This window comes from Burkholderia sp. Bp8963, from assembly GCF_003854275.1.
Lineage (GTDB): Bacteria > Pseudomonadota > Gammaproteobacteria > Burkholderiales > Burkholderiaceae > Burkholderia.
This window is the reverse complement of the sequence record NZ_QTQP01000009.1, coordinates 1-21,809: the sequence shown is the minus strand read 5'-3', so window position 1 is coordinate 21,809 and position 21,809 is coordinate 1. Positions and strand designations below refer to the sequence as shown.

The 21,809-nt window shown below is 66.2% G+C and carries 24 protein-coding genes; 12 read left to right on the top strand and 12 right to left on the bottom strand.

Annotation, left to right across the window (positions count from 1 at the left end; genetic code table 11):
• Positions 1–98 precede the first annotated feature (98 nt).
• The 5 genes from DID96_RS09735 (at position 99) to DID96_RS09715 (ending at position 4,800) form a co-directional block, all read left to right on the top strand.
• Entirely contained in the window at positions 99–995 is an 897-nt protein-coding gene (locus DID96_RS09735) for a M24 family metallopeptidase (RefSeq protein ID WP_124599147.1), read from the top strand.
• Between the two features lie 39 nt (positions 996–1,034).
• The gene (locus DID96_RS09730; RefSeq protein WP_124599146.1) at positions 1,035–2,822 is read left to right on the top strand and encodes an SDR family oxidoreductase; all 1,788 of its coding nucleotides are present in this window, start codon (positions 1,035–1,037) and stop codon (positions 2,820–2,822) included.
• Positions 2,823–2,886: 64 nt separating this feature from the next.
• Positions 2,887–3,804, top strand: a complete 918-nt coding sequence (locus tag DID96_RS09725; RefSeq protein WP_124599145.1) for a metal-dependent hydrolase — start codon at positions 2,887–2,889, stop codon at positions 3,802–3,804.
• A 72-nt stretch (positions 3,805–3,876) separates the two neighbouring features.
• Positions 3,877–4,164 carry a hypothetical protein gene (locus DID96_RS09720; protein ID WP_124599144.1) on the top strand — a complete coding sequence of 96 codons (288 nt, stop codon included), beginning with the start codon at positions 3,877–3,879 and terminating at the stop codon, positions 4,162–4,164.
• A gap of 261 nt (positions 4,165–4,425) precedes the next feature.
• Positions 4,426–4,800, top strand: a complete 375-nt coding sequence (locus DID96_RS09715; protein ID WP_124599143.1) for a DUF2917 domain-containing protein — start codon at positions 4,426–4,428, stop codon at positions 4,798–4,800.
• A 186-nt stretch (positions 4,801–4,986) separates the two neighbouring features.
• On the opposite strand, the gene DID96_RS09710 is transcribed toward DID96_RS09715, so the two are convergent.
• Complete coding sequence (locus tag DID96_RS09710) at positions 4,987–5,265, bottom strand: hypothetical protein (RefSeq protein ID WP_124599142.1); 279 nt, start codon at positions 5,263–5,265, stop codon at positions 4,987–4,989.
• Positions 5,266–6,027: 762 nt separating this feature from the next.
• On the opposite strand from DID96_RS09710, the gene DID96_RS09705 reads away from it, so the two are divergent.
• Positions 6,028–7,329, top strand: coding sequence for an NCS2 family permease (locus DID96_RS09705; protein ID WP_124599141.1), 1,302 nt, complete (start codon positions 6,028–6,030; stop codon positions 7,327–7,329).
• Between the two features lie 152 nt (positions 7,330–7,481).
• Here the strand turns inward: DID96_RS09705 and DID96_RS09700 are convergent, their stop codons facing one another.
• Positions 7,482–7,772 carry a DUF1488 domain-containing protein gene (locus DID96_RS09700; protein WP_124599140.1) on the bottom strand — a complete coding sequence of 97 codons (291 nt, stop codon included), beginning with the start codon at positions 7,770–7,772 and terminating at the stop codon, positions 7,482–7,484.
• A 243-nt stretch (positions 7,773–8,015) separates the two neighbouring features.
• Entirely contained in the window at positions 8,016–8,291 is a 276-nt protein-coding gene (locus DID96_RS09695; protein WP_124599290.1) for a DUF2964 domain-containing protein, read from the bottom strand.
• A gap of 253 nt (positions 8,292–8,544) precedes the next feature.
• Here DID96_RS09695 and DID96_RS09690 point away from each other — a divergent pair, with 253 nt between their 5' ends.
• From DID96_RS09690 to DID96_RS09680, 3 genes are all read left to right on the top strand, one after another.
• Positions 8,545–10,440 (top strand): sigma-54-dependent Fis family transcriptional regulator, encoded by a 1,896-nt coding sequence (locus DID96_RS09690; RefSeq protein WP_124599139.1) that lies wholly within the window; start codon positions 8,545–8,547, stop codon positions 10,438–10,440.
• Between the two features lie 93 nt (positions 10,441–10,533).
• Complete coding sequence (locus tag DID96_RS09685) at positions 10,534–10,833, top strand: 2Fe-2S iron-sulfur cluster-binding protein (protein ID WP_124599138.1); 300 nt, start codon at positions 10,534–10,536, stop codon at positions 10,831–10,833.
• A 138-nt stretch (positions 10,834–10,971) separates the two neighbouring features.
• A complete protein-coding gene (locus tag DID96_RS09680; RefSeq protein ID WP_124599137.1) occupies positions 10,972–11,466 on the top strand; it encodes an SRPBCC family protein in 495 nt (164 codons plus the stop codon).
• 194 nt (positions 11,467–11,660) lie between these two features.
• On the opposite strand, the gene DID96_RS38245 is transcribed toward DID96_RS09680, so the two are convergent.
• The 8 genes from DID96_RS38245 to DID96_RS09640 form a co-directional block, all read right to left on the bottom strand.
• Positions 11,661–11,975: a hypothetical protein gene (locus tag DID96_RS38245; RefSeq protein ID WP_185732210.1), complete on the bottom strand. Its 315-nt coding sequence runs from the start codon at positions 11,973–11,975 to the stop codon at positions 11,661–11,663.
• Positions 11,976–11,991: 16 nt separating this feature from the next.
• A complete protein-coding gene (locus tag DID96_RS09670) occupies positions 11,992–12,438 on the bottom strand; it encodes a DNA-binding protein (protein WP_124599136.1) in 447 nt (148 codons plus the stop codon).
• Positions 12,410–13,009, bottom strand: coding sequence for a nucleotidyltransferase domain-containing protein (locus tag DID96_RS09665; protein WP_124599135.1), 600 nt, complete (start codon positions 13,007–13,009; stop codon positions 12,410–12,412). Before DID96_RS09665 ends, DID96_RS09670 begins: the two co-directional genes overlap by 29 nt.
• Before the next feature lie 435 nt (positions 13,010–13,444).
• A complete protein-coding gene (locus DID96_RS09660; protein ID WP_124599134.1) occupies positions 13,445–14,146 on the bottom strand; it encodes an ABC transporter ATP-binding protein in 702 nt (233 codons plus the stop codon).
• Positions 14,146–14,919, bottom strand: a complete 774-nt coding sequence (livG, locus tag DID96_RS09655; RefSeq protein ID WP_124599133.1) for a high-affinity branched-chain amino acid ABC transporter ATP-binding protein LivG — start codon at positions 14,917–14,919, stop codon at positions 14,146–14,148. Before livG ends, DID96_RS09660 begins: the two co-directional genes overlap by 1 nt.
• Complete coding sequence (locus DID96_RS09650; protein WP_124599132.1) at positions 14,916–16,187, bottom strand: high-affinity branched-chain amino acid ABC transporter permease LivM; 1,272 nt, start codon at positions 16,185–16,187, stop codon at positions 14,916–14,918. Before DID96_RS09650 ends, livG begins: the two co-directional genes overlap by 4 nt.
• A gap of 11 nt (positions 16,188–16,198) precedes the next feature.
• On the bottom strand, positions 16,199–17,125 hold the full coding sequence (livH, locus tag DID96_RS09645) for a high-affinity branched-chain amino acid ABC transporter permease LivH (RefSeq protein WP_124599131.1): 927 nt from the start codon (positions 17,123–17,125) through the stop codon (positions 16,199–16,201).
• A gap of 182 nt (positions 17,126–17,307) precedes the next feature.
• On the bottom strand, positions 17,308–18,429 hold the full coding sequence (locus DID96_RS09640) for a branched-chain amino acid ABC transporter substrate-binding protein (protein WP_124599130.1): 1,122 nt from the start codon (positions 18,427–18,429) through the stop codon (positions 17,308–17,310).
• Positions 18,430–18,963: 534 nt separating this feature from the next.
• Between DID96_RS09640 and DID96_RS09635 the strand changes: the two genes are divergently transcribed.
• Entirely contained in the window at positions 18,964–19,386 is a 423-nt protein-coding gene (locus tag DID96_RS09635) for a hypothetical protein (protein WP_124599129.1), read from the top strand.
• Here DID96_RS09635 and DID96_RS09630 read toward each other — a convergent pair.
• Positions 19,368–20,123 (bottom strand): amidohydrolase, encoded by a 756-nt coding sequence (locus DID96_RS09630; protein WP_124599128.1) that lies wholly within the window; start codon positions 20,121–20,123, stop codon positions 19,368–19,370. The genes DID96_RS09635 and DID96_RS09630 overlap by 19 nt on opposite strands.
• A 576-nt stretch (positions 20,124–20,699) precedes the next feature.
• On the opposite strand from DID96_RS09630, the gene DID96_RS09625 reads away from it, so the two are divergent.
• Positions 20,700–20,990 carry a DUF3331 domain-containing protein gene (locus tag DID96_RS09625; protein ID WP_124599127.1) on the top strand — a complete coding sequence of 97 codons (291 nt, stop codon included), beginning with the start codon at positions 20,700–20,702 and terminating at the stop codon, positions 20,988–20,990.
• A 386-nt stretch (positions 20,991–21,376) separates the two neighbouring features.
• Entirely contained in the window at positions 21,377–21,679 is a 303-nt protein-coding gene (locus DID96_RS09620) for a DUF4148 domain-containing protein (RefSeq protein ID WP_124599126.1), read from the top strand.
• Positions 21,680–21,809: the final 130 nt, after the last annotated feature.

Sequence of the window (21,809 nt, the reverse complement as noted above, 5' to 3'; positions counted from 1 at the left end):
CGCCGGGCGGAAGCGTTCCGGGTCAGCGTTCCAGAACTTTGTACGGAACCCGCGTAGGCGCTAACGCGCCAACGCTGGCCAACAGGAGACACCGCACCATGTCCGACCATCCGCTGCCCGAAGTCCATCTGGAAGAGCTGGCACAGTTCCGCGCGGTCCAGCAGCTCGCCTACCGCTGCGTGGAAACCGTCGGCGGCATGCTCTACCCCGGCATCACCGAGAAGGAAGCGGCGCGCCTGCTCACCGAATGGCTGCAGGACCACGGCGTGCACGACTGGCTGCACAAGCCGTTCGCGTGGTTCGGCGACCGCACCGCGTTCGAAGGCTTCTCGGGCCTCAAGCACATGGGCGGCTTCAACCTCGCGTTCTTCCCGAGCCACCGTCAGCTCGAGACCGACATGCCGGTGATCCTCGACGTCGCGCCGGTGCTCGACGGCGTCGTCGCCGACGTCGGCTACGCGCACTGCCTCGGCGAGAACCCGATCCTCGAGCAACTGCAGGACGACCTGATGAACCACCGCGAGCTGATCGTGCGGCTCGTCCGGGAACGCCGGCCGATGGCCGAAGTCGCGCAGGCCGTCGATGCGCTGTGCCGCCGCCAGGGCGTCGAGCCGCGCCACAAGGCGTATCCGTTCAAGGTGCTCGCGCACCGCGTCGCGAAGATCCACAAGCTGTCGAAGCCGCGCTTCGTCGCGCGCTTCGGGCTGAACGCGACCCGCAACCTGCTGCTCGACCAGGGCCGCGCGGCGAAGCAGCAGGGCTGGTCGCCGCTGTGGTCGATCGACCGACGCTCCGAGCACGCGCCGGTGCCGGGCCTGTGGGCCGTGGAGCCGCACCTGGGCTTCGCGGGCGTCGGCGCGAAGTTCGAGGAGCTGCTCGTGATCACCGACGACGACGCGTACTGGCTCGACGACGATCTGCCGCACGTGCGCCGCTGGCAACGCCGCCAGGCTGACTGCACGCCGGCGGTCGCGAACGCGCAGGCAGCAGCCTGACGCACCGCGCGGATCTCCCTCCTTCTGAACGGACACACGATGCAGCCACTTTCCGACGAAGCGCCGCTGGCCCTGTTCGATTCGGTGTTCACCGAAACCGCCGTCGCGTCCGGCGACCTGACGCTCGCGGTCAGAGCCTGGGGCGACCCGGCCCGCACGCCCGTCGTGCTCGTGCACGGCTATCCGGACAACAGCAGCGTCTGGCAGGACGTCGCGCCGCGGCTCGCGCGCCAGCACTACGTGATCGCGTACGACGTGCGCGGCGCGGGGCTGTCGGGCGCGCCCGCACGCACGGCCGACTACCGGCTCGCGAAGTTGACCGACGACTTCATCGCGGTGATCGACGCGCTCTGCCCCGGCCGCCCCGTCCATCTGATCGCGCACGACTGGGGCTCGATCCAGGGCTGGGAATTCGTCACCGAGCCGCGGCTCGCCGGCCGGATCGCGTCGTACACGTCGTGCTCGGGCCCGTGCCTCGACCACGTCGGCTTCTGGCTGCGCGAACGCGTGCTGCATCCGACGCCCGCGTCGCTCGGCAAGCTCGGCGGCCAGCTCGTGCGCTCGTGGTACGTGTACCTGTTTCACCTGCCGTTCATCCCCGAGCTCAACTGGCGGCTGTGGCTCGGCCGCGCGTGGCCGGGGCTGCTGCGCCGCGTCGAGAAGACGCCGGTCGCGCCGCGCGCGACGCAGGCCGATGACGGCGCGCGTGGCGTGCGCCTCTATCGCGCGAACTTCATCCGCTGCGTGTTCACACCGCGCGAGCGTTACGCGCACGCGCCCGTGCAGACGATCGTGCCGCTCGGCGACAAGTACGTGAGCCCGGCGCTGTCCGAAGACCTGTCGCGCTGGGTGCCGCAGTACTACCGGCGCGAGGTCGCCGCCGGGCACTGGCTGCCGCTCGCCGATCCCGCGCGCTTCGCGGGCCTCGCGCAGCAGCTGATCGACGCGGTCGAAAGCGGTACGGAACCGCCCGCGCTCGCGAACGCGCGCCGCCGCGCGACGAGCGGGCGCTTCAGCGGCAAGGTCGCGGTCGTCACCGGTGCCGGCAGCGGGATCGGCCGCTGCGCGGCGCTCGCATTCGCACGCGAAGGCGCGACCATCGTCGCGGTCGACATCGACCAGGCGAGCGCCGAGCGCACCGCGCTGCTGGTCCGGCTGATCGGCGCGCAGGCCCATGCGCGACGCGTCGACGTCGGCTCGGCCGACGAGATGGAAGCGCTGGCCGACTGGGTCGGCAGCGCGCTCGGCGGCGCGGACGTTGTGGTCAACAACGCGGGCATCGGCATGGCGGGCGGCATGCTCGACACGAGCGCCGCGCACTGGGAGCGGATCCTGCACGTGAACCTGTGGGGCGTGATCCACGGCTCGCGGCTGTTCGCGCAGCAGATGGCCGCGCGCGGCAGCGGCGGCCACATCGTCAACACCGCGTCCGCGGCTGCATTCGGGCCGTCGCGCGACCTGCCCGCGTACGCGACGACCAAGGCCGCCGTGCTGATGCTCAGCGAATGCATGCGTGCGGAGCTCGCCGAAAAGGGCATCGGCGTGACGGCCGTGTGCCCCGGCTTCGCGGAAACCGGAATCATGGCGTCGACGCAATACGCGGGCGCCAATGCGCAGGACGAAGCGCGCCTGCGCAAACGCGCGACGAAGCTCTACCAGATGCGCGGCCTGAAACCCGAAACCGTCGCGCAGGCGATGGTCGACGGCGTGCTGCGCAACCGGCCGGTCGTCGCGGTCGGCACCGAAGCGCACGCGCTGCGCTTCGTCGGCCGCTTCATGCCGTGGCTCGGCCGGATGATCGCCCGCGTCAGCATGGCATCGCATTGACTGCGCAACAACGGCGCAACAACGCTGCCAATACGCAACCACATCGCCGCACACGGAGACACACATGACCGCTACCGCCGACTACCACCCGATCAAAGCCCGCCACGTGAAGTTCGACTTCAGCGACACGCCGATCACGTGGGTGCCGAACGATCCGGGCAGCACGCACATCATCAATACGCTGAACCTGCTGTTTCCGGAAGGCGAGCTGTGGTTCTGCCGCGTGTACAACAAGGCGCTGCCGCAGATCACCGATGCGCGGCTGCGCGACGAGGCCGAAGGCTTCCTGCGGCAGGAGGCCGTGCATTCGCGCTCGCACGGCGGCGTGCTCAAGCACTACTACGACCGCCACGGGATCGACACGAAGCCGTTCACGCAGAAGCTCAACTGGCTGTTTACGCGCGTGCTCGGCGAAGCGCCGTTCGGCCTGAAGATCGGCCATACGCGCTTCTGGCTGCGCCAGCAGCTCGCGGTGATCGCGTCGCTCGAGCATTTCTTCGGCTACCTCGGCAACTGGGTGCTGAACGCGCACGGGCTCGACGAAGGCCACGCAGATCCGACGATGGTCGACCTGCTGCGCTGGCACGGCGCCGAGGAAGTCGAGCACCGCACCGTCGCGTTCGACATCTACCGGCATCTGGGCGGCACGTATCCCGAGCGCTGCCTGCACATGGCGTTCGTGATCGTGCTGCTGCTCTACTACATCACGAAGGGCGCGAAGTTCATGTACCGGCGCGATCCGGACGCGGGCCGCTACCCGGGGTTCGCGCTGGCGTGGTGGCAAGGCTCGCGGCGCGGACACCTGCCGTCGTTCTGGAAGGTGATCGGCGCGGCGCTGCGCTACTTCAAGCCGAGCTACACCCCGCATCACGAAGGCTCGACCGAGCAGGCGCTCGACTACCTCGCACGCTCGCCCGCCGCGCAGGCGGCAGCGCATGGCGGCAACTGGGGCGCGAGGAAGGGAGCGACGAAGGGCGCGTAACAAAAGCCGGCACGCACGCACCGCCCGGCGAAATGCGTACAATCGCGGCTTCATTTTCCCGGAGGTGCCGCGATGGCCATGAAGAAAACCGATCTCGAAAAGAACAAGGCGCTCAAGCTGACGCACGCGATGAAGCAGTCGAGCTCCGCGCGCTTCGGCAAGGGTTCCGAAGCGGCCGCCCCGCTCGACCGCCGCGCGCAGCGCAAGCTCGACCAGGAGCAAGGGCTCGTGCCGTTCGCGTGCAAGCTCAATGCCGAGCTGGTCGAGCAACTGAAGGTGCGCGCGGCCGAGCACCCGAACGGGATGACGGGCCTGTTGTCCGAACTGCTCGTGAACGCGCTCGCGCAGCGCGACGCGTAATCCGCGCGTATCTCGAAATTTCCGTTGATTTCCGTTGACAATGCGGCGCGTGCACGACACACTCGTTCGCATGCCTACGTTCAAGCTCGTCGCCATCGCGATTAATCGCCGAGTGAACGCCCATTCGGGCGAGTCACCGGAGGCGCTTGTGCGTTAGCATCGACAGCAGTACCGCATGTCACACAAGGCCTCGCCGGAAACGGATGAGGCCTTTTTGTTCTGGTGCACGTCATCCGCCCGGCTCAACGGATGGAGATGACGATGGACCAAGCCCGCCAGTTGTTTGTTCGTCCCGATCTGCGCCGCCCGGACGCGATCGCATTGCCGAGAGTCGTGATTCATTTTGCCGTCGCGCCGCGCAAGACGCTGACGTGGCGCGCGCCGAACGATGCCGAAATCCGTTCGCACGACGCGCCGCTGTGGCTGACGCGCCAGGCGAGCGTCGACGATTACTGGATACAACCCGGCGACGTGCTGCGCATTGCGCGCGGCGAACGCATCTGGCTGAGCACGGATGCCGACCGGCCGGCCGAGGCGTCGATCACGACTGCATACGTGCAGCGCGACGCGCGATTGCGGCGCGTGCTCGCACGGATGCAACGCATGATGCGCGGCGTCTGGCGAAGTCCGGAATGAGGCGAACGCCGTCACGCGCGCATCGCGCGTGATGACGGTGTGACCGCACGCAACTGCCGAATGCAATTGCCGAATGCAACTGCCGAACGAAATTGCGTGAGCGCACCTGCGACGCATCGCAGGTGCGTCACGAATGACGCGGCACGCCGATGCGTGCCGCGAGCGCTCGCGCGCCGAGCGCGAACATCAGGTGCTGGCGGCGAGACGCGGGCCCGTGCCGCGAGGACTGGATTCGATTTCAGGACGTTGCGACGGATGAGCGCTCACCCAAGGATCGATGCCCTGCTTCTGCACCTCCTCGAGAAAGGACACGCGCGTGCGCCAGTAATCCGCTTGTAATTTCGCATCGATCACGCGCTGCTCGGCAGTGAACAGTTCCATGCGCGCAGTTACGAGCATCGACGCAGCGGTTTTCTCCGGCGTGGGAGCGTGCCGCATCGCCCAACGGCTGATCCAGTTCAACATGCTGACCTCCGTGAAAACGGACAAACCCGCATCGGGCAATCGCAACCGGCCACGCGCCTGCCCGTACGCGCAACGGCCGCCGCCACACTTCACGCGCTGGCGCTGCACGGGCCGTCGACTCCCCGGCGTCGGCGGCGATCGGCCCGGCGTGTGTGCGCGGAGTCTCTATCCTAAAAAGAGTTGCCGGTTAACGCGATGTGGTCTTGCAATCTTTTACACAGAAACCACAGTCCGCACTGCAGCACGATATGACAGTTGCGTGCGGAACGGCTTCGGCGCAGGATAGCCCGATTCCCGCGGTGCGCTGGACGGACGAACGGATTGCATCGTTCCGCGTGTGCCGCTGTCGCATGCCACCTGGCACCGGCCGCAATTTGCGCCGCACGTCGCACTGCTTCCGTTCAGCATGCGGCCGCTCCGTTTCATCCACATGTCGATGCTGGCGCCACGCTTGCACGCGTCGTAGCAGCGCGCTTTCCGCCGCCCGCTTTCCGCTGCTTTCCCCCGCTTTCCCCCTTTCCGCCGCCTTCTCCGTGCGAACCGGTAAAATGCGCGCCGCCGCGCGGCCACGCTGTCAGGCTTGCGGTGCCGTCCGCCGATCGCGCCCCACGACTATATCGTCCGACCTATCCCGGCTATTACAATCCGCCGATAGACCGGCATTAGTGGCTGGTTACATTACGCCGACCGTGCACGGTTGGCCGCGCATACAACAACTCGACTCAACAAGCAACACGACAACCCGACCGGAGAAACGTCTTCATGGAATCCATCAAGCGGTATTTCGGCTTCGAAGAAGCCGGCACCGACTTCCGCACCGAAATACTCGCGGGCGTCACCACGTTCCTGACGATGGCCTACATCATCTTCGTGAACCCCGCGATCCTCGGTGACGCCGGCATGCCGAAGGAATCCGTGTTCGTCGCGACCTGCCTCGTCGCGGCACTCGCGTCGCTGATCATGGGCCTGTATGCGAACTACCCGATCGCGTGCGCGCCCGGCATGGGCCTCAACGCGTATTTCGCGTACACCGTCGTGAAAGGCCTCGGCTTCTCGTGGCAGGCCGCGCTCGGCGCCGTGTTCATCTCCGGCTGCCTGTTCCTGCTCGTCACGCTGTTCCGCGTGCGCGAAGCGATCGTCAACGGCATTCCGAAATCGCTGCGGATCTCGATCACCGCGGGCATCGGCCTGTTTCTCGGCATCATTTCGCTGAAGACGTCGGGCGTGATCGTCGGCAGCCCGGCCACGCTCGTCACGCTCGGCGACCTGCACAAGCACGACACGATCCTCGCGATCATCGGCTTCTTCACGATCGTCACGCTCGACCACCTGCGCGTGCGCGGCGCGATCCTGATCGGCATCCTCGGCGTCACGATCCTGTCGTTCTTCTTCGGCGACAACCAGTTTCACGGCGTGTTCTCCGCACCGCCGTCGATCGATGCCACGCTGTTCAAGCTCGACATCGGCGCTGCGCTGTCGACCGGCATCATCAACGTGATCCTCGTGTTCTTCCTCGTCGAGCTGTTCGATGCAACCGGCACGCTGATGGGCGTCGCGAACCGCGCGGGCCTGCTCGTCCACGGCAAGATGGACCGCCTGAACAAGGCGCTGCTCGCCGACAGCACCGCGATCGTCGCGGGTTCGGTGCTCGGCACGTCGTCGACGACTGCGTACATCGAAAGCGCGTCGGGCGTGCAGGCTGGCGGCCGCACCGGGATGACGGCGCTCACCGTCGCGGTGCTGTTCCTCGCGTGCCTGTTCATCGCGCCGCTCGCGGGCGTCGTGCCCGGCTACGCGACCGCACCTGCGCTGCTGTACGTGTCGTGCCTGATGCTGCGCGAGATGGTCGAGGTGCCGTGGGACGACGCGACCGAAGCCGTGCCGGCCGCGCTGACCGCACTGCTGATGCCGTTCACGTACTCGATCGCGAACGGCGTCGCGTTCGGCTTCATCGCATACGGCGGCCTCAAGCTGCTGACGGGCCAGGCGCGCCAGGTCAAGCCGATCGTGTGGCTCATCGCCGCCGTGTTCCTGTTCCGCTTCTTCTATCTCGGCAGCGAATGAGCATCATTTGACGCGCTGCGCGGCATGACGAAAGACGCCACCTTCGGGTGGCGTTTTTGTTGCCGCGATCGCGCGCGCAGGCACGCCGTCCGTGCCGATACGACACGGGCGCCATGCATGCCGCCGGCGCCCGCTCGACCGACACCCGGTCTTCAAGTCCGCCAGTTTGCCTCGTAGAAGCGTACGTAGCCGCTGCGCAGCGTCACGCATTGCGCGCGCGTTTCCGACAGCAGGCGCCGCGCGGCCGCCTCGATGCGATCCCGGTGCATGTCGAACGCACCGACCATGTCCTCAAAACGCGGCGATGCCGCACCGAAGTGGTCTTCGAGCGCCTCGGCGGTGATGTGGCATTGGACTCGCTCGCCATTGACCAACGCCGGAAACGCGAGCGTCAGTTCGCGCCCCGAATACTCGGGCGCCTCGTTCGGGAAATTGATCTGCATGGGAGCCGCCTCGACCGACCGGTAGAAAATGAGTGACCGCGTACGTCGTCCGCTACCGGCCGGACGAAGTGTTCGCGGGCAGACCAGCAGTGGCACGCCGCGCGGGAGTGTGGCGCGGACAATGCGTACCGGTTGCATTCACTTTAGACGGTTTCGCGCAGGAGGCAAATTTTGCGACACGCGTCATTCCGACGCGGTGTTCGTCAGCACAATGGGTGATCCGGCACCGGATCCGGGCCGGCGTCAGTGCGGGTCTTTCGGCCACACGTTCAGTGCGATCGCGGTCGTCGTGACACCCAGCGCGATTGCTGCGGCGCCGTATCGCACCGCGTTGTCCAGATCGAAGAGGAGGCCGTGGATCGCGACCCCGATGCCGGCCAGCATGACGAACGTGGCGATTGCCGCCAGTACGACCCTGAGTTCCGTCCGAACCATGATGCGTCCCCCGAACGGATGCATGTCGCGTCGCATGCATGTTGCGCTGCGGAACACGGCGCGTGCGTGCTCCATTTCCATCATTGCAGGCGCGTCTCCAAAAGCAAGCAGAATTTGTACGCGGTCGCGCAACGCGTGCGGCGCTTGTATGATGGGGCGTACCCGCGCGGCCGGCTCCGCGCCGGGTGCGCGTTGCGAGCGGGGAACGCACCTCGCCGACGGATTCGGTTTTGCATGGGATCGGCGCTTGCGCGTTGGCGTCAACCGCGGTCGAACGCAAAGCATCGGATCGGAAGCCAGCGCCGAAGCGCCGGCTCCGATCAACTGGAGACAAGAAATGCCGCAATCTTCCGTGCTGCCCGCCACCGCGGGCCGCATCGACCTGCTCGCGCAGGCGCATGCCCGTTCGACGGCGGTCGGGCTGCGCGCGGACGAGCTGCCCGATTTCTCGCCGCTGTCGCGCATCGCGCTGCGCGAGCTGATCGACACCCATCACGCGCTGTTCGCGCACGCGCGCCCCGTGATGGAAAACCTCCATGCGCAGATCGCCGACACCCAAAGCCTGGTGCTGCTGACCGGCCCGGACGGCGTGATCCTGCACAGCATCGGCGACGCCGACTTCATCGAGAAGGCCAACCGCGTCGCGTTGTGCCCGGGCGTGTCGTGGGCGGAAGGCGCACGCGGCACCAATGCGATCGGCACCGCGCTCGCATCGGGGCAGGCGCTCGCCGTGCACGCGTCGGAACACTTCCTGCGCGCGAACCACATCCTCACCTGCTCGTGCGCGCCGATCGTCGACCCGTTCGGGCGGACGATCGGCACGCTCGACGTGAGCGGCGATCCGCGCGGCTTCAGTCCGCATACGCTTGCGCTCGTGCGCATGTCCGCGCAACTGATCGAGAACCACCTGTTCGCGAACCAGTGCGCGGAAGCGCTGCGCGTGCGCTTTCACGCGCACGAGGAATGCGTCGATTCGCTGTTCGCGGGCCTCGTCGCGTTCGGGCCCGACGGCGGGCTGATCGCCGCGAACCGCAGCGCGCAATTTCAGCTCGGCGCGACCTTCGACGTCCTGCAGCACCAGGGCTGCGATGCATTGTTCGGCATGCGCTTCGGAATGCTCGCGCAGCAGGCCGCCCGCGCACCGGGTGCGATGTTCCGGCTCACGCTGTCGAGCGGCGTGCGCGTGCTCGCGCGCTGCGAATTCGCGGATGCGCAGAAGACAGCCGTTACGGTCACGCCGGCCGCCGCGCCCGCTGCGCGCACCCGCGCGGCCGATCCCGACGCGATCACGTTCGCGACGCTCGACACCGGCGACACGTGCATGGCCGCCGTGCTCGAGCGGGTCGCGAAAATCCGCGGACGCGACCTGCCGCTGCTGATCCTCGGGCAGACCGGCACCGGCAAGGAATGGCTCGCGCGCGCGCTGCATCATGCGTCGCCGCGCGCGGACGGCCCGTTCGTCGCGGTCAACTGCGCGGCGCTGCCCGATTCGCTGATCGAGGCCGAGCTGTTCGGCTATGAAGACGGCGCGTTCACCGGCGCGCGCAAGCGCGGCAGCCCCGGCAAGATCGTGCAGGCCGACGGCGGCACGCTGTTTCTCGACGAAATCGGCGACATGCCACTCGCGCAGCAGGTGCGGCTGATGCGCGTGCTGCAGGAACGCGCGGTGATGCCGCTCGGCGGCGCGCGCGCGGTGCCCGTCGACGTGCGCGTGGTGTGCGCGACGCACCGCGACCTGCGCGCGATGATCGCGGCAGGCACGTTCCGCGAGGACCTGTTCTACCGGATCAACGGGCTCGCAGTCACGCTGCCGCCGCTCGCGACGCGCACCGACCTGCCGGTGCTCGTCGACCGGATTCTCGAGCGGCTCGCGCGCAGCGAGCCGATGCCGCGCCGGATCGCGCCCGACGTGCTCGCCGCGTTCGCGCGTCACCGCTGGCCCGGCAACCTGCGGCAGATGACCAACGTGCTGCGCACCGCGGGCATGCTGGCCGAAGACGAACCGGAGATCGCGCTCGCGCATCTGCCCGACGATTTCTGGCTCGACTGCGACGCGCCGCTCGCGGAGCCGCACGCGCCCGCTGAGGCGGCGGCCGACGCGACGACGCTGCTGGATCACCAGGCGGCGGTGATCGGCGCGGCGCTCGCGCGGCACGGCGGCAACGTATCGGCGGCCGCGCGGGAGCTGGGGCTCGCGCGCAACACCGTGTACCGGCATCTGCGCCGGCACTGACGGCGCGCACGCCGGGTGTGCAGCGGATAGGCAGCGGACGGGTTCGGGTATGCTTGGCGGCTTGCCGTGACCGATTCGCCGCTTTCTTCCGACATGACCGATTCCGAACGTCCCCCAACCGCGTGCGTCGAACCGCTCGGCGTGTGCTTCGACGCCCCCGACTCGCTGACGTTGCTCGAGGCAGCCGCGTTCGCCAACGTGTCGCTGCCGCGTTCGTGCCGCAACGGCACGTGCCGCACGTGCCTGTGCCGGATCGTCAGCGGCAGCGTGCGCTACACGGTCGAGTGGCCGGGGCTGAGCCGCGAGGAAAAGGCCGAAGGCTATACGCTGCCGTGCGTGGCGGTCGCGACGTCGGACGTCGTGATCGACGTGCCGGACGCGGTCGTGCGCTGACCGTGCCGCGTCGGCCGCGGCGCGCATGACCCGCGATGCGCGACCGTTGCGCGCGCGGTATGGCGGTGGATCATTTGGCGGTGGATCATTCGGCGGTGGATCATTTGGCAGTGGATGAACGCACTCATGGAGAACGTCATGACCGAGCAGACCGATCGCATCGAAAAGCAGACCCTGTTGCCTGCCCCGCTGGATCGCGTGTGGGAGGCCGTCAGCAATTCCGGGGAATTCGGCAGCTGGTTCGGCGTGGCGTTCGACGGGCCGTTCGTCGCCGGCCAGCGGCTGTTCGGCCGGATCACGCCGACGACCGTCGACGCGGACGTCGCGAAGGCGCAGGAGCCGTATGCCGGCGCGGTGTTCGAAATCGCCGTCGACCGCGTCGAGCCGAAGCACCTGTTCTCGTTCCGCTGGCATCCGTTCGCGATCAATCCGGGCGTCGACTATTCGAGCGAGCCGATGACGCTGATCACGTTCACGCTCGAAGACAGAGCGGACGGCACGCTGCTGACGCTCACCGAAGCCGGGTTCGATCAACTGTTCGCCGAGCGCCGCGCGAAGGCGTACGAGATGAACGACCACGGGTGGACCGCGCAGATGATGCTGATCGGCAAGTACCTGGCGAAGCACGCGTAAGGTGCGGGCGCCGGGCGGCCACGACGCTGGAGTTCCTGGATCGCGCGTTGCGCGCCGTCTGTGCGGATGACGGCGGTGTCATTGCGGGTAGTCCGTCAAGCACACGATTCGTCGGGATCGCGCCGCGCAGGCGCCCACGGTCAGCGCGGTAACGCGCGACGGACAACGCTCGCCACGCGGATCCACACCGCCGCTCATTCGACGCAAATCCCCTCCACCGCCACCTTCCGGACATGGCGGCTGCCCGGCCCGCTCGCCCGCATCTGATCCATGTCCTGGCGGACGACGGCAATCGGGCCGCGCTCCATCTGCGCGACGTGTTGAAAAGCACATTCCGGATCGGCACGTGACGCGTGGGTGTGTTGCGGCGGTGCCGCTGTTGCAGCACGCCAATGCGTGACGATGCACGACAGCCGCCGCGCGCCCGTCACGTGATCACATCGGATCGTGCGAAAACCAAAGCACTGCGTCGCCTCCTGCTCACATCGACACGGCAGACGCAGTTGCAACGCGAACGCATAACGGCTACCGCGTGTCGAGCCACTGCGGCTTGTTCGCTGTCAGCCAGGCGTTCACGTCGATCATCAACGCAGTGGCGCTGGCAAAACACTCGCGCACCGTTGAGATCGGCACGATGTCCCCGGAATAGTCGGACAGGTTGCGTTGCTTGCGCAGCGCATCCGGCACGATCATACGATCGACCGGCAGGCCGATTGTTTGTGGAAGCGTCTGGATCGCAGTCTGGTGATGTCCCGGCCTGCTCGTCAACGTGCGAAAGCCGTTCGCATGCAACGCCAGCATCGCCAGTTGCATGATTGCCTTGTAGGCCGCTTCGAAGCGGTTCTCGTTGCTCAATCCGTCGAGTTGCGCATCCGTCAGATTTCGCTGCGCAGCAGTCAGCAATCGCACCGCTTGTTCGCGGTCCGGCTGTATCGACTCGAGGCTAACGCCGAGCAAGTTCTGCAAGGTCATGGTCGCTCCCGATCAAGAAGATCCTGGGTTTTCCCAGCACGTCGCGCAAAAATGCGTCTTGCCCGTCGATGCCGTCGCGCCACTCGTCGGGCGACAGCACCTTGGGGTTGATTTCCCGCCGCAGCGTGGCCTGCGAGTCGTAGAGCAGCCGAACCACCGTCGCAAAACCGACCGTGCCGATCACCATCACGTCGATGTCGCTGTCCGCCGTCTCTTGCCCGCGCGCCACCGAGCCGAAGACGAACGCCACGCTGATTTGCTCCGCGCACGGCAGCAGCGCTTCGGCAAGCACGTCGGCAAGCCCCGAGGTCTTGCGCATGATCGCTGCCAGCTCTTCGTAGATCGGACAGCTTCGATTGGCGCGGTAGACCACCTGATTACCCTGACGACCGCGGCTCAGGATGCCGGCTTCGGCCAGCTTGCTCAGCTCCTTGTGCAGGGTGCCGGGCGTCGTGCCCGTCAAACGGGCGATTTCGCGGACGTGCAACGCCTGCTCAGGCCGCAACAAAAGCAGGCCCAGCACGCGTCGCCGGTAGTCACTGAACAGGGTCGAGGCAATGGATCGTAGCATGATTGGCTACGATTGTAGCCGAATTGGCTACAAGGCATAGTCCCACTGTCGTGTTTCATGCTGGCCAGGACCCCTTGGAATGGCGCGCCCTTTAATGAACCGGCGGCGTAATGCACTGCCGATCCGACTCGTGTCGAAACTGGCGAGGCCGTCAGTCGCTTCGCGCGGGCATCGGAAATGCGGGGCCTGACCGGGAAGCGCGTCAAGCCCCCCGACTTCAGGCCAGGAAGCCCATCCGGAGCGAGCCAGGGGAGTTGAACGGTCAAAATGTAGCCAATCAAGCTACGATCGTAGCCAAATCGACTACGAATTCCATGCAGGTCGGCGTATCGCCCGCGATGCGGGCACGCCGTCGAGAATGCGTCGAGAAAATCCGGCGAACGTGTCATCGGCGAGCAACGCCGCCGATCCGGCCCGGATCGGCGGCGCCTGCCATCACCCGCCCAGATAAGCCTGCTTGATCCGGTCGTTCGCGAGCAGGTTCGCGCCCGTGTCCGCCAGCACCACGCGCCCCGTTTCGAGCACGTAGCCGCGATCGGCCACACCTAGCGCCTTGTTCGCGTTCTGTTCGACGAGGAACACCGTCACGCCCTCATCGCGGATCATCCGGATGATGTCGAAGATCTGCGCGATCACGAGCGGCGCGAGGCCGAGCGTCGGCTCGTCGAGCAGCAGCAGGCGCGGCTTGCTCATCAGCGCGCGGCCGATCGCGAGCATCTGCTGCTCGCCGCCCGACATCGTGCCCGCGCGCTGCGCCGAACGCTCCTTCAGGCGCGGAAAGAGCCGATACACGTGCTCGACGCCCGCGTCGATCTCGTCGCGGCTCGCGAAGAACCCGCCCATCTTCAGGTTCTCGAGCACCGTGAGGCTCGGGAACACGCGCCGCCCTTCCGGCGAGATCGCCATCCCCTGCCGCATGATCTGGTGTGTCGACATCCCGGTGATGTCCTTGCCCTCGAACAGCACGCGGCCCGACGACGCGCGCGGCGTGCCGCACACGGTCATCATCAGCGTCGTCTTGCCGGCGCCGTTGCTGCCAATCAGCGTGACGATCTCGCCCTTCTTCACCTCGATCGACACACCCGCGAGCGCCTCGACCGCGCCGTAGTGCGTATGGACCTGTTCCAGCTTCAGCATCACTCTTCCCCCAGATACGCCTTGATCACGCGCGGGTCGTTGCGGACCGCCTCCGGCGTGCCGATCACGATCGGCCGGCCGTGCTCCATCACGAGGATGCGGTCCGACACGCCCATCACGAGGCTCATGTCGTGCTCGATCAGCAGCACCGACACGCCGAACTCGCGGCGCAGCTTGTCGATCAGGTGCTGCAGCTCGATCTTCTCCTGCGGGTTGAGGCCCGCCGCCGGCTCGTCGAGCATCAGCAGCCGCGGCTCGGTGATCATGCAGCGCGCGATCTCGAGCCGACGCTGGTGCCCGTACGACAGCGTGCCCGCCGGCCGGTTGGCAACCGATGTCAGGTTCATCCGCTCGAGCCATACGGCCGCGGTTTCGAGCGCGGCCTTCTCCGCGCGGCGGTAGGCCGGCGTCGCGAACAGGCCGTGCAGCAGCCCCGACTTCACCTTGCGGTGCTGCGCGACGAGCAGGTTCTCGACGACCGTCAGCGACTTGAACAGGCGGATGTTCTGGAACGTCCGCACCAGGCCCTTCAGCGCGATCCGGTGGCTCGGCAGCCCCGCGATCTGATGGCCGTCGAGCACGACGTCGCCCGAGGTCGGCTTGTAGAAGCCGCCGACGCAGTTGAACACCGTGGTCTTGCCCGCGCCGTTCGGCCCGATGATCGCGAAGACCTCGTCGCGGCGCACGTCGAAATCGATCCCGTCGACGGCGAGCAGCCCGCCGAAGCGCATCTGCAGCCCGGCGACCTTCAACAGTTCTGCATTCGCGCTCATTGCGGCAGCTCCACGTGGGGACGGCTCGCGGGCAACAGGCCCTGCGGACGCCACATCATCATCAACACCATCACCAGGCCGAAGATCAGCATCCGGTACTCGGCAAAGCCGCGCGCGACTTCCGGCAGCACGGTCAGCAGGATCGCCGCGAGAATCACGCCGAGCTGCGAGCCCATCCCGCCGAGCACGACGATCGCGAGGATCAGCGCCGACTCGATGAAGGTGAACGATTCGGGGTTCACGAGGCCCTGGCGCGCCGCGAAGAACGCACCGCCGATGCCCGCGAACGCCGCGCCGAGCGTGAACGCCGACAGCTTGATGCGGGTCGGGTTCAGGCCCAGCGAGCGGCACGCGATCTCGTCGTCGCGCAGCGCTTCCCACGCACGGCCCATCGGCATGCGGATCAGGCGGCTCGTCACGAACAACGTGAAACAGACGAGCACGAGCGCGAGCAGGTACAGGAAGATCACCACGTGATCGCCGCTGTATTCCAGCCCGATCAGCTCATGGAACGTCTTCGCGCCTTCGACGCTCGCCGAGCGCGCCATCTCGAAGCCGAACACGGTCGGCTTCGGAATGCTCGAGATGCCGTCCGGACCGCCGGTGAGGCTCGTCAGGTTGTTCGCGAGCAGGCGGATGATCTCGCCGAAGCCGAGCGTGACGATCGCGAGATAGTCGCCGCGCAGCCGCAGCACCGGGAAGCCGAGCAGGAAGCCGAACGTCGCCGACGCGATCGCCGCGAGCGGCAGGCATTCCCAGAACGTGAGCCCGAAGTACTGGTTCAGCATCGCGTACGTGTAGCCGCCGACCGCATAGAACCCGACATAGCCGAGGTCCAGCAGGCCCGCGAAGCCGACGACGATGTTCAGCCCGAGGCCGAGGATCACGTAGATCAGCGCGAGCGTCGCGATGTCGACCGCGCCGCGCGACCCGAAGAACGGCCACACGAGGCCGAACGCGAGCAGCAGCCAGACGACCGTGCGCTGCTGCTGCGCGCCCATCGCGGGCATCGCCGGCAGCTTGACGGCCGTTTTCGCGTGCGTGAGCCACGGCTTGAACAGCTGGAACAGGAACACGGCCGCGACCGCGATCCACACGGGGCGCCAGTGCGCTTCGAGCACGACCTGGTAGCCGTCGAGCTTCAACTGCAGGCCGAGCACGGGCACCGTGAGGATCGCCGTCAGGATCGCGGCGGCCATTGCGTTCTTCAGCGTATCGCCGAACGAGGCGCCGGCAGCCGGCCGGCGGACGGAAATGACTTGACTCATCTGCGCCTCCCTCAAACCTTTTCGATGTCCGACTTGCCGAGCAGGCCGGTCGGGCGGAAGAGCAGGATCAGCACGAGCAGGCCGAACGCGACGACGTCCTTGTACTCGGCCGGCATGTAGCCCGCTGCGAAGGTTTCGGCCAGCCCGAGCAGCACGCCGCCGAGCATCGCGCCCGGAATGCTGCCGATCCCGCCGAGCACCGCGGCGGTGAACGCCTTGATGCCCGCGACGAAGCCGATGTACGGGTTCAGCTTGCCGATCGTGAGGCCGATCAGCACGCCGCCGACGGCCGCGAGCATCGCGCCGAGCACGAACGTGAACGAGATCACGCGGTTCGTGTCGATGCCGAGCAGGTTCGCCATCTTCATGTCCTCGGCGCACGCGCGGCACGCACGGCCCATCCGCGAATGCGAGATGAACAGCGTGAGCGCGATCATCAGCACGATCGTCACGCAGACAATCAACAGGCGCGCATACGGAATCGTCACGTCGAAGTCGCCGCCGAGATGGATGTCGAACGCGCCGGAGATCAGCACCGGCACGGACACGTCGCGCGCGCCCTGGCCGATCTGCACGTAGTTCTGCAGGAAGATCGACATGCCGATCGCGGAGATCAGCGGCACGAGGCGCGGCCCGCCGCGCAGCGGCCGGTACGCGACGCGCTCGACGGCAAAGCCGTACAGCCCGGTGACGACCACCGACACGATCAGTGCCGCGCCGAGCACCAGCGGCAGCGGATAGCCGGCGGACACGCCGATCGCGGTCAGGGTCACGAGGCCCACGTAGGCGCCGATCATGTAGATCTCGCCGTGGGCGAAGTTGATCATGCCGATGATGCCGTAGACCATCGAGTAGCCGATGGCGATCAACGCATAGATCGCGCCCAGCGTCAGGCCATTGACCAGCTGCTGGGCGAATTGCGGAAAGAAATCAGTCATGTGCGGGAAGCTCCCGTTTTCGCCGCGTCACGCGCCGCCGTCGCCGGATCACGGCGAGGTTGCGCGCAACGCGCGGTGTCGTCTCGATGCGCCCACGGCCGCGTGAACGGCCTGAACGGCCAATACGCATCCGCCCCGCCCGGATCACGAGCGGGGTGGATCCATCGGGGCGGGTACGCCGGTCAGTTGGAAGCGACGGTCTTGGTGGCGTCCTTGTGCCACGTATAGACGACGAACTTGAACGCCTTCAGGTCGCCCTGCGGGTCGTAAGCGACCTTGCCGATCGGCGTGTCGAACGTGTGCTGGTGCATGTACGCGGCGACCTTGGTCGCGTCGGTCGTCTTCGCGCCTGCGATCGCGTCGGCGATGATCTTCACCGCTGCGTACGACGGCATCTGGAACGGACCGTTCGCGTCGCGCTTCTTGTCGGCGAATGCCTTCACGAGCGACGCGTTGGCCGGGTCGGCCGTGAAGTCGGCCGGCAGCGTGACGAGCATGCCTTCCGACGACGGGCCGGCGATCGCCGTCACGTCCTTGTTGCCGACGCCTTCAGGCCCCATGAACGTGGCCTTCACGCCCTGCTCGCGCGCCTGGCGCATCAGCAGGCCCATTTCCGGGTGGTAGCCGCCGAAGTAGACGAAGTCGACGCCTTGCGACTTCAGCTTCGTGATGATCGCCGAGTAGTCCGAATCGCCGGCGTTGACGCCTTCGAACAGCACGACCGGGATCTTCGCGGCTTCGAGGTCCTTCTTCACCGACGATGCGATGCCCTGGCCGTACGACTGCTTGTCGTGCAGCACCGCGACCTTCTTCGGCTTCACGTTGCCGATGATGTACTTCGCGGCGGCCGGGCCTTGCTGGTCATCACGGCCGATCGTGCGGAAGATGAAGTGGCGCTTCTTGCCTTCGGTCAGCTGCGGCGCGGTGGCCGACGGCGTGACCATCACGATGCCTTCGTTCTCGTAGATGTCGGACGCGGGAATCGTCGAACCCGAGCACACGTGGCCGATCACGTACTTGATCTTCTGGCTGACGATCTTGTTCGCGACCGCGACGGCCTGCTTCGGTTCGCAGGCGTCGTCCATCAACACCACTTCGAACTTGTTGCCGCCCGCACCGCCTGCCGCGTTGATCTGCTCGATCGCGGTCAGCGCGCCGGCCTTCACCATGTCGCCATACTGTGCGACCGAACCGCTCATCGGCCCGGCGATGGCGATCTTCACGGTTTCCGCTTGTGCGGTGGCGGCGCCGGCGGCGAACAGCACGGCGGCGACGGAAATGGACGTAAGACGGGACAGCGTCATCTGGAGCTCCTCGATGTTGTTAGTCATACGGGCAAAGGCGGCATGACTTGCGCAATCGAACAGCACCCGGGGCGAGGACATGGGACACGCCCGAGACGCGGAGACGGACCTTGTGCGGAATAAGACTTGTGCGGGGCCCGGCTCTTACCACTCCCGAAGGGAGCGTTTGGTTCGGAAAGACAACGTGATGCGTCTTGCATTGCGCAAGCTTTTCGCCTGCCCCGCTTGCCGAACCGCTCGTCGGATGGATGGTCCGACAGCCGTTGGCAAGGCAGTCGAAATTATATGAGCGTTTTTCAATCGTCTGTCAAAAATGCCGACCAACCAAGGGAAAACACGTAGGATTGTTGAGCGACACGGTGGCGATGGCGGCGCAACCTGATTTAAAAGGGAACGTTCGTATGGGGCGCAATCCGGTTGCGATCGCGCTCCGTCTTTCGCCGCCTGCCCTTATCGGACAATGCTTTCGCGCATGCCGCGTGCTCGGCGGCGTTATCGCGTGATTTAAAGGGTCGCATCAATTAGGCGCCGCGCATGAACGACGCCGGAAGCAGGCACCATCGCAGTGCATCGCCCCGCGCGGCGCAATCATTCGATTTGCCGACTGATTTCGATGCAATGAAAGCGCTTTGTTATTTTATTGAAATAATGCGACTTCCGTTCCGCAATACGGCCAGCTTTCATCGCGATTCGCGTCTGTCCCGGCACGTGCCGCTCGAGGTCATCGTGCGACATCCGGTGGTGATCGCAGGCACGACCCGGCTTGCACGAGCTGCCGGTGATCGCTGCCTTTGCAGGTCCACCGTGCTGCCCTCGTTGCTTCTCCACGTATGCCGCCATTTGCGACTGGAACCAGCCCAACTTCAAAGGACTCCTTTACTTTCGAAAGCAGTCGACGCGCATCCGGACCTGAGACCGGTCGAGGACACCGAGCGCGTTCACGCCGACACCCCATAACAACGCGCCGCGCTGCCGCCCCACACGGCCCGCCGCTCAGCCACCGACACGCGGCTCACCGCCCATCGTTCGACCAGCGACGCAACTTCGTCGTAGGACGCGGCGAGCAGGCAGACCGGCCAGTCGGAGCCGAACATCAGCCGCTGCGGGCCGAAGATTTCCAGCGCCGCATCCAGGCACCGCTCGATATGCCGGATATCCTGCGCCCGCAAGCCGCGCCGCCAGTCCGTTTCGGTAACGAGCCCGGACAGCTTGCACGCGACGTGCGTTAACGCGCCGAGCGCCTGCAGCGCAGCGCGCCAGCGTGCGAATGCGGTGTCGTCGCGGTCGAAGTCGGCGAGCGCGGGCTTGCCGAGATGGTCGAGCACGAGCCAGTGCGCATCGTGACGCGCGCAGAAATCGCGCACGTGCGGCAACTGGCGCTGAAACACGAGCACGTCGTACGCGTAGCCATGCGCCTGCAGCCACGCAACGCCGCGATTGAAATCCGGCTGCGCGACGAACGACGCGACATCGTGCTCATCCTGCACCTGATGGCGAAAGCCGCGCAGTTTCAGGCTGTTCCATTCGGCGACACGATCCGCGAGCTGTGGCGAGCCAAGATCCTCCCAGCCGACCACGCCGACGATGCGCGCATCGTCGCGCGCGAGTGCGCTCATGCCTGCGCCGATCCACGGGTAATCGACCGAGCGATAGCGCCAGAAGTGCTGGTGGGAATCGATGCGCATTGCGCCCATGGTGTCCTCGTGTTCGGGCGTCGCGCGCCCACGCCATTACCGCCGCCATCCGGTCGCCGCTTCTCTCATCGCGTGCCGCTCGCGTGCGTCAGTCACGGCACGGCACGCGAATTGGCGTTCAATCGTACAGCGCCGCTGCCACCTTCGGGCCGTCGATGGCGGAACTGGACAACCTGACAAAAACGTCATCTTCGTGTCAGCGTCCTAACGGCGCGTTCCGGCCATCATGACCTGCAGGGCCTGCCGACGGTGACGCGGCAAACCCGCCCGCCTTCGATCCCGGCGGCGAGCGCGCCGTCCTCAGCGTCCCCTTGCCTGAGCGAGCAGGCACGACGGCGCGGCCCGCTTTGCCTCCCCGGACACGCCCGTCCGGGGCGTTTTTGTCTGCGGTTTCCCACGAAAATAAGCGTGGATTGTTTCTGAATCGGCAAAAGGTAATTTGAGCCAGACAGGATGTTTTTTCCGGTCACAGACGCTTACATTTAGCGCACCACTCATGGAAACCGCTACGGATTCGACTTCGACCAGTGAGATCCACTGCCGGGCCGAAACCGCACGAGCTTTAGGAAACGGCAAATGAAGGCCTCCAAATCCCTGCCTGCGCTCGATCCCGCCGACGTCCACGTCGAAATTCTCGAACGCTCCGATACGCTGCTCGTCGTCCGCTGGGTCGAACCCGGCCGCTGTCATTACGGCGAGCAACGCTGGCGTCGTCGCTTCGCGCAACGCACCGGCACCTGCGCGCTGTCGCGCCAGGTGATCCAGCGCGGCGACGAAGTGTTCCGCCCCGCCGAGCGCCCGGCGCCCGCCAATGCAGCCGCGATGATCTCCGCCGCCGAAGTGCTCGCCCTGGCGGGCGGCAAGTAATACCGATCGGGCGTGCCGGCCCGTTTTCGCTGATCCAGAAGCGCCCGCCTGTTTCCGTCGCTTGCCAGCGTCACGCGCGCACCCCTTCGTTACATCACGCAATGTAACGAAGGGGTGCGCACGTCTGTCTGCGTCGGCCCGGTTGCCCCGGCGCCGCGGCAGCCGCGCCGGACATCCGTTGATTGACGCCACCAATTCTTCATACATATTGCACCACTTGAAACGAAAGCGTAATGAAAGACTGATTCGGTGTCGTATTTTTACCGATTGGGAAACAATCTTTAATCAAAGTCGGCGTTTACCCTGAAGGCCCCGGTGACTAAGATTTCATCAATCGCTTAAGACATGGTGTCGAGAGCGAAGTCAATAAAATATCGGAGGTCATCATGAAATCGCTCGTTTATGCAGTCGTTGCCGCTACCGCCCTGTCCGCTTCGTTCGGCGCGTTCGCACAAAGCACCGTGACCCGTGCGCAAGTGCGCAACGAGCTGGTCCAGCTCGAGAAGGCCGGTTACAAGCCGGGCGTGTCGAGCCCGTACTACCCGGAAGACATCCAGGCTGCGCAAGCGCGCGTGCATGGTGACGACAACAGCGGCTACGGCGCGCAAGCCGCTCCGGTCGTCCGCGCAGGCAGCCCGGCTGCCGCGACGACGTCGAACCCGCGCGACTCGGTCTTCTTCGGCCAGTAAGCGCATTCCATTACACACAAGTCGGCGTGAGCGGCTTGTAAACTTTCGCGGCTTGCCGTTTACTCTTGCTTTTTGCATGACGCGCGAATGGCACGAGCAACGGAGAGTTGGGCGGCAATGGAATTCAAGG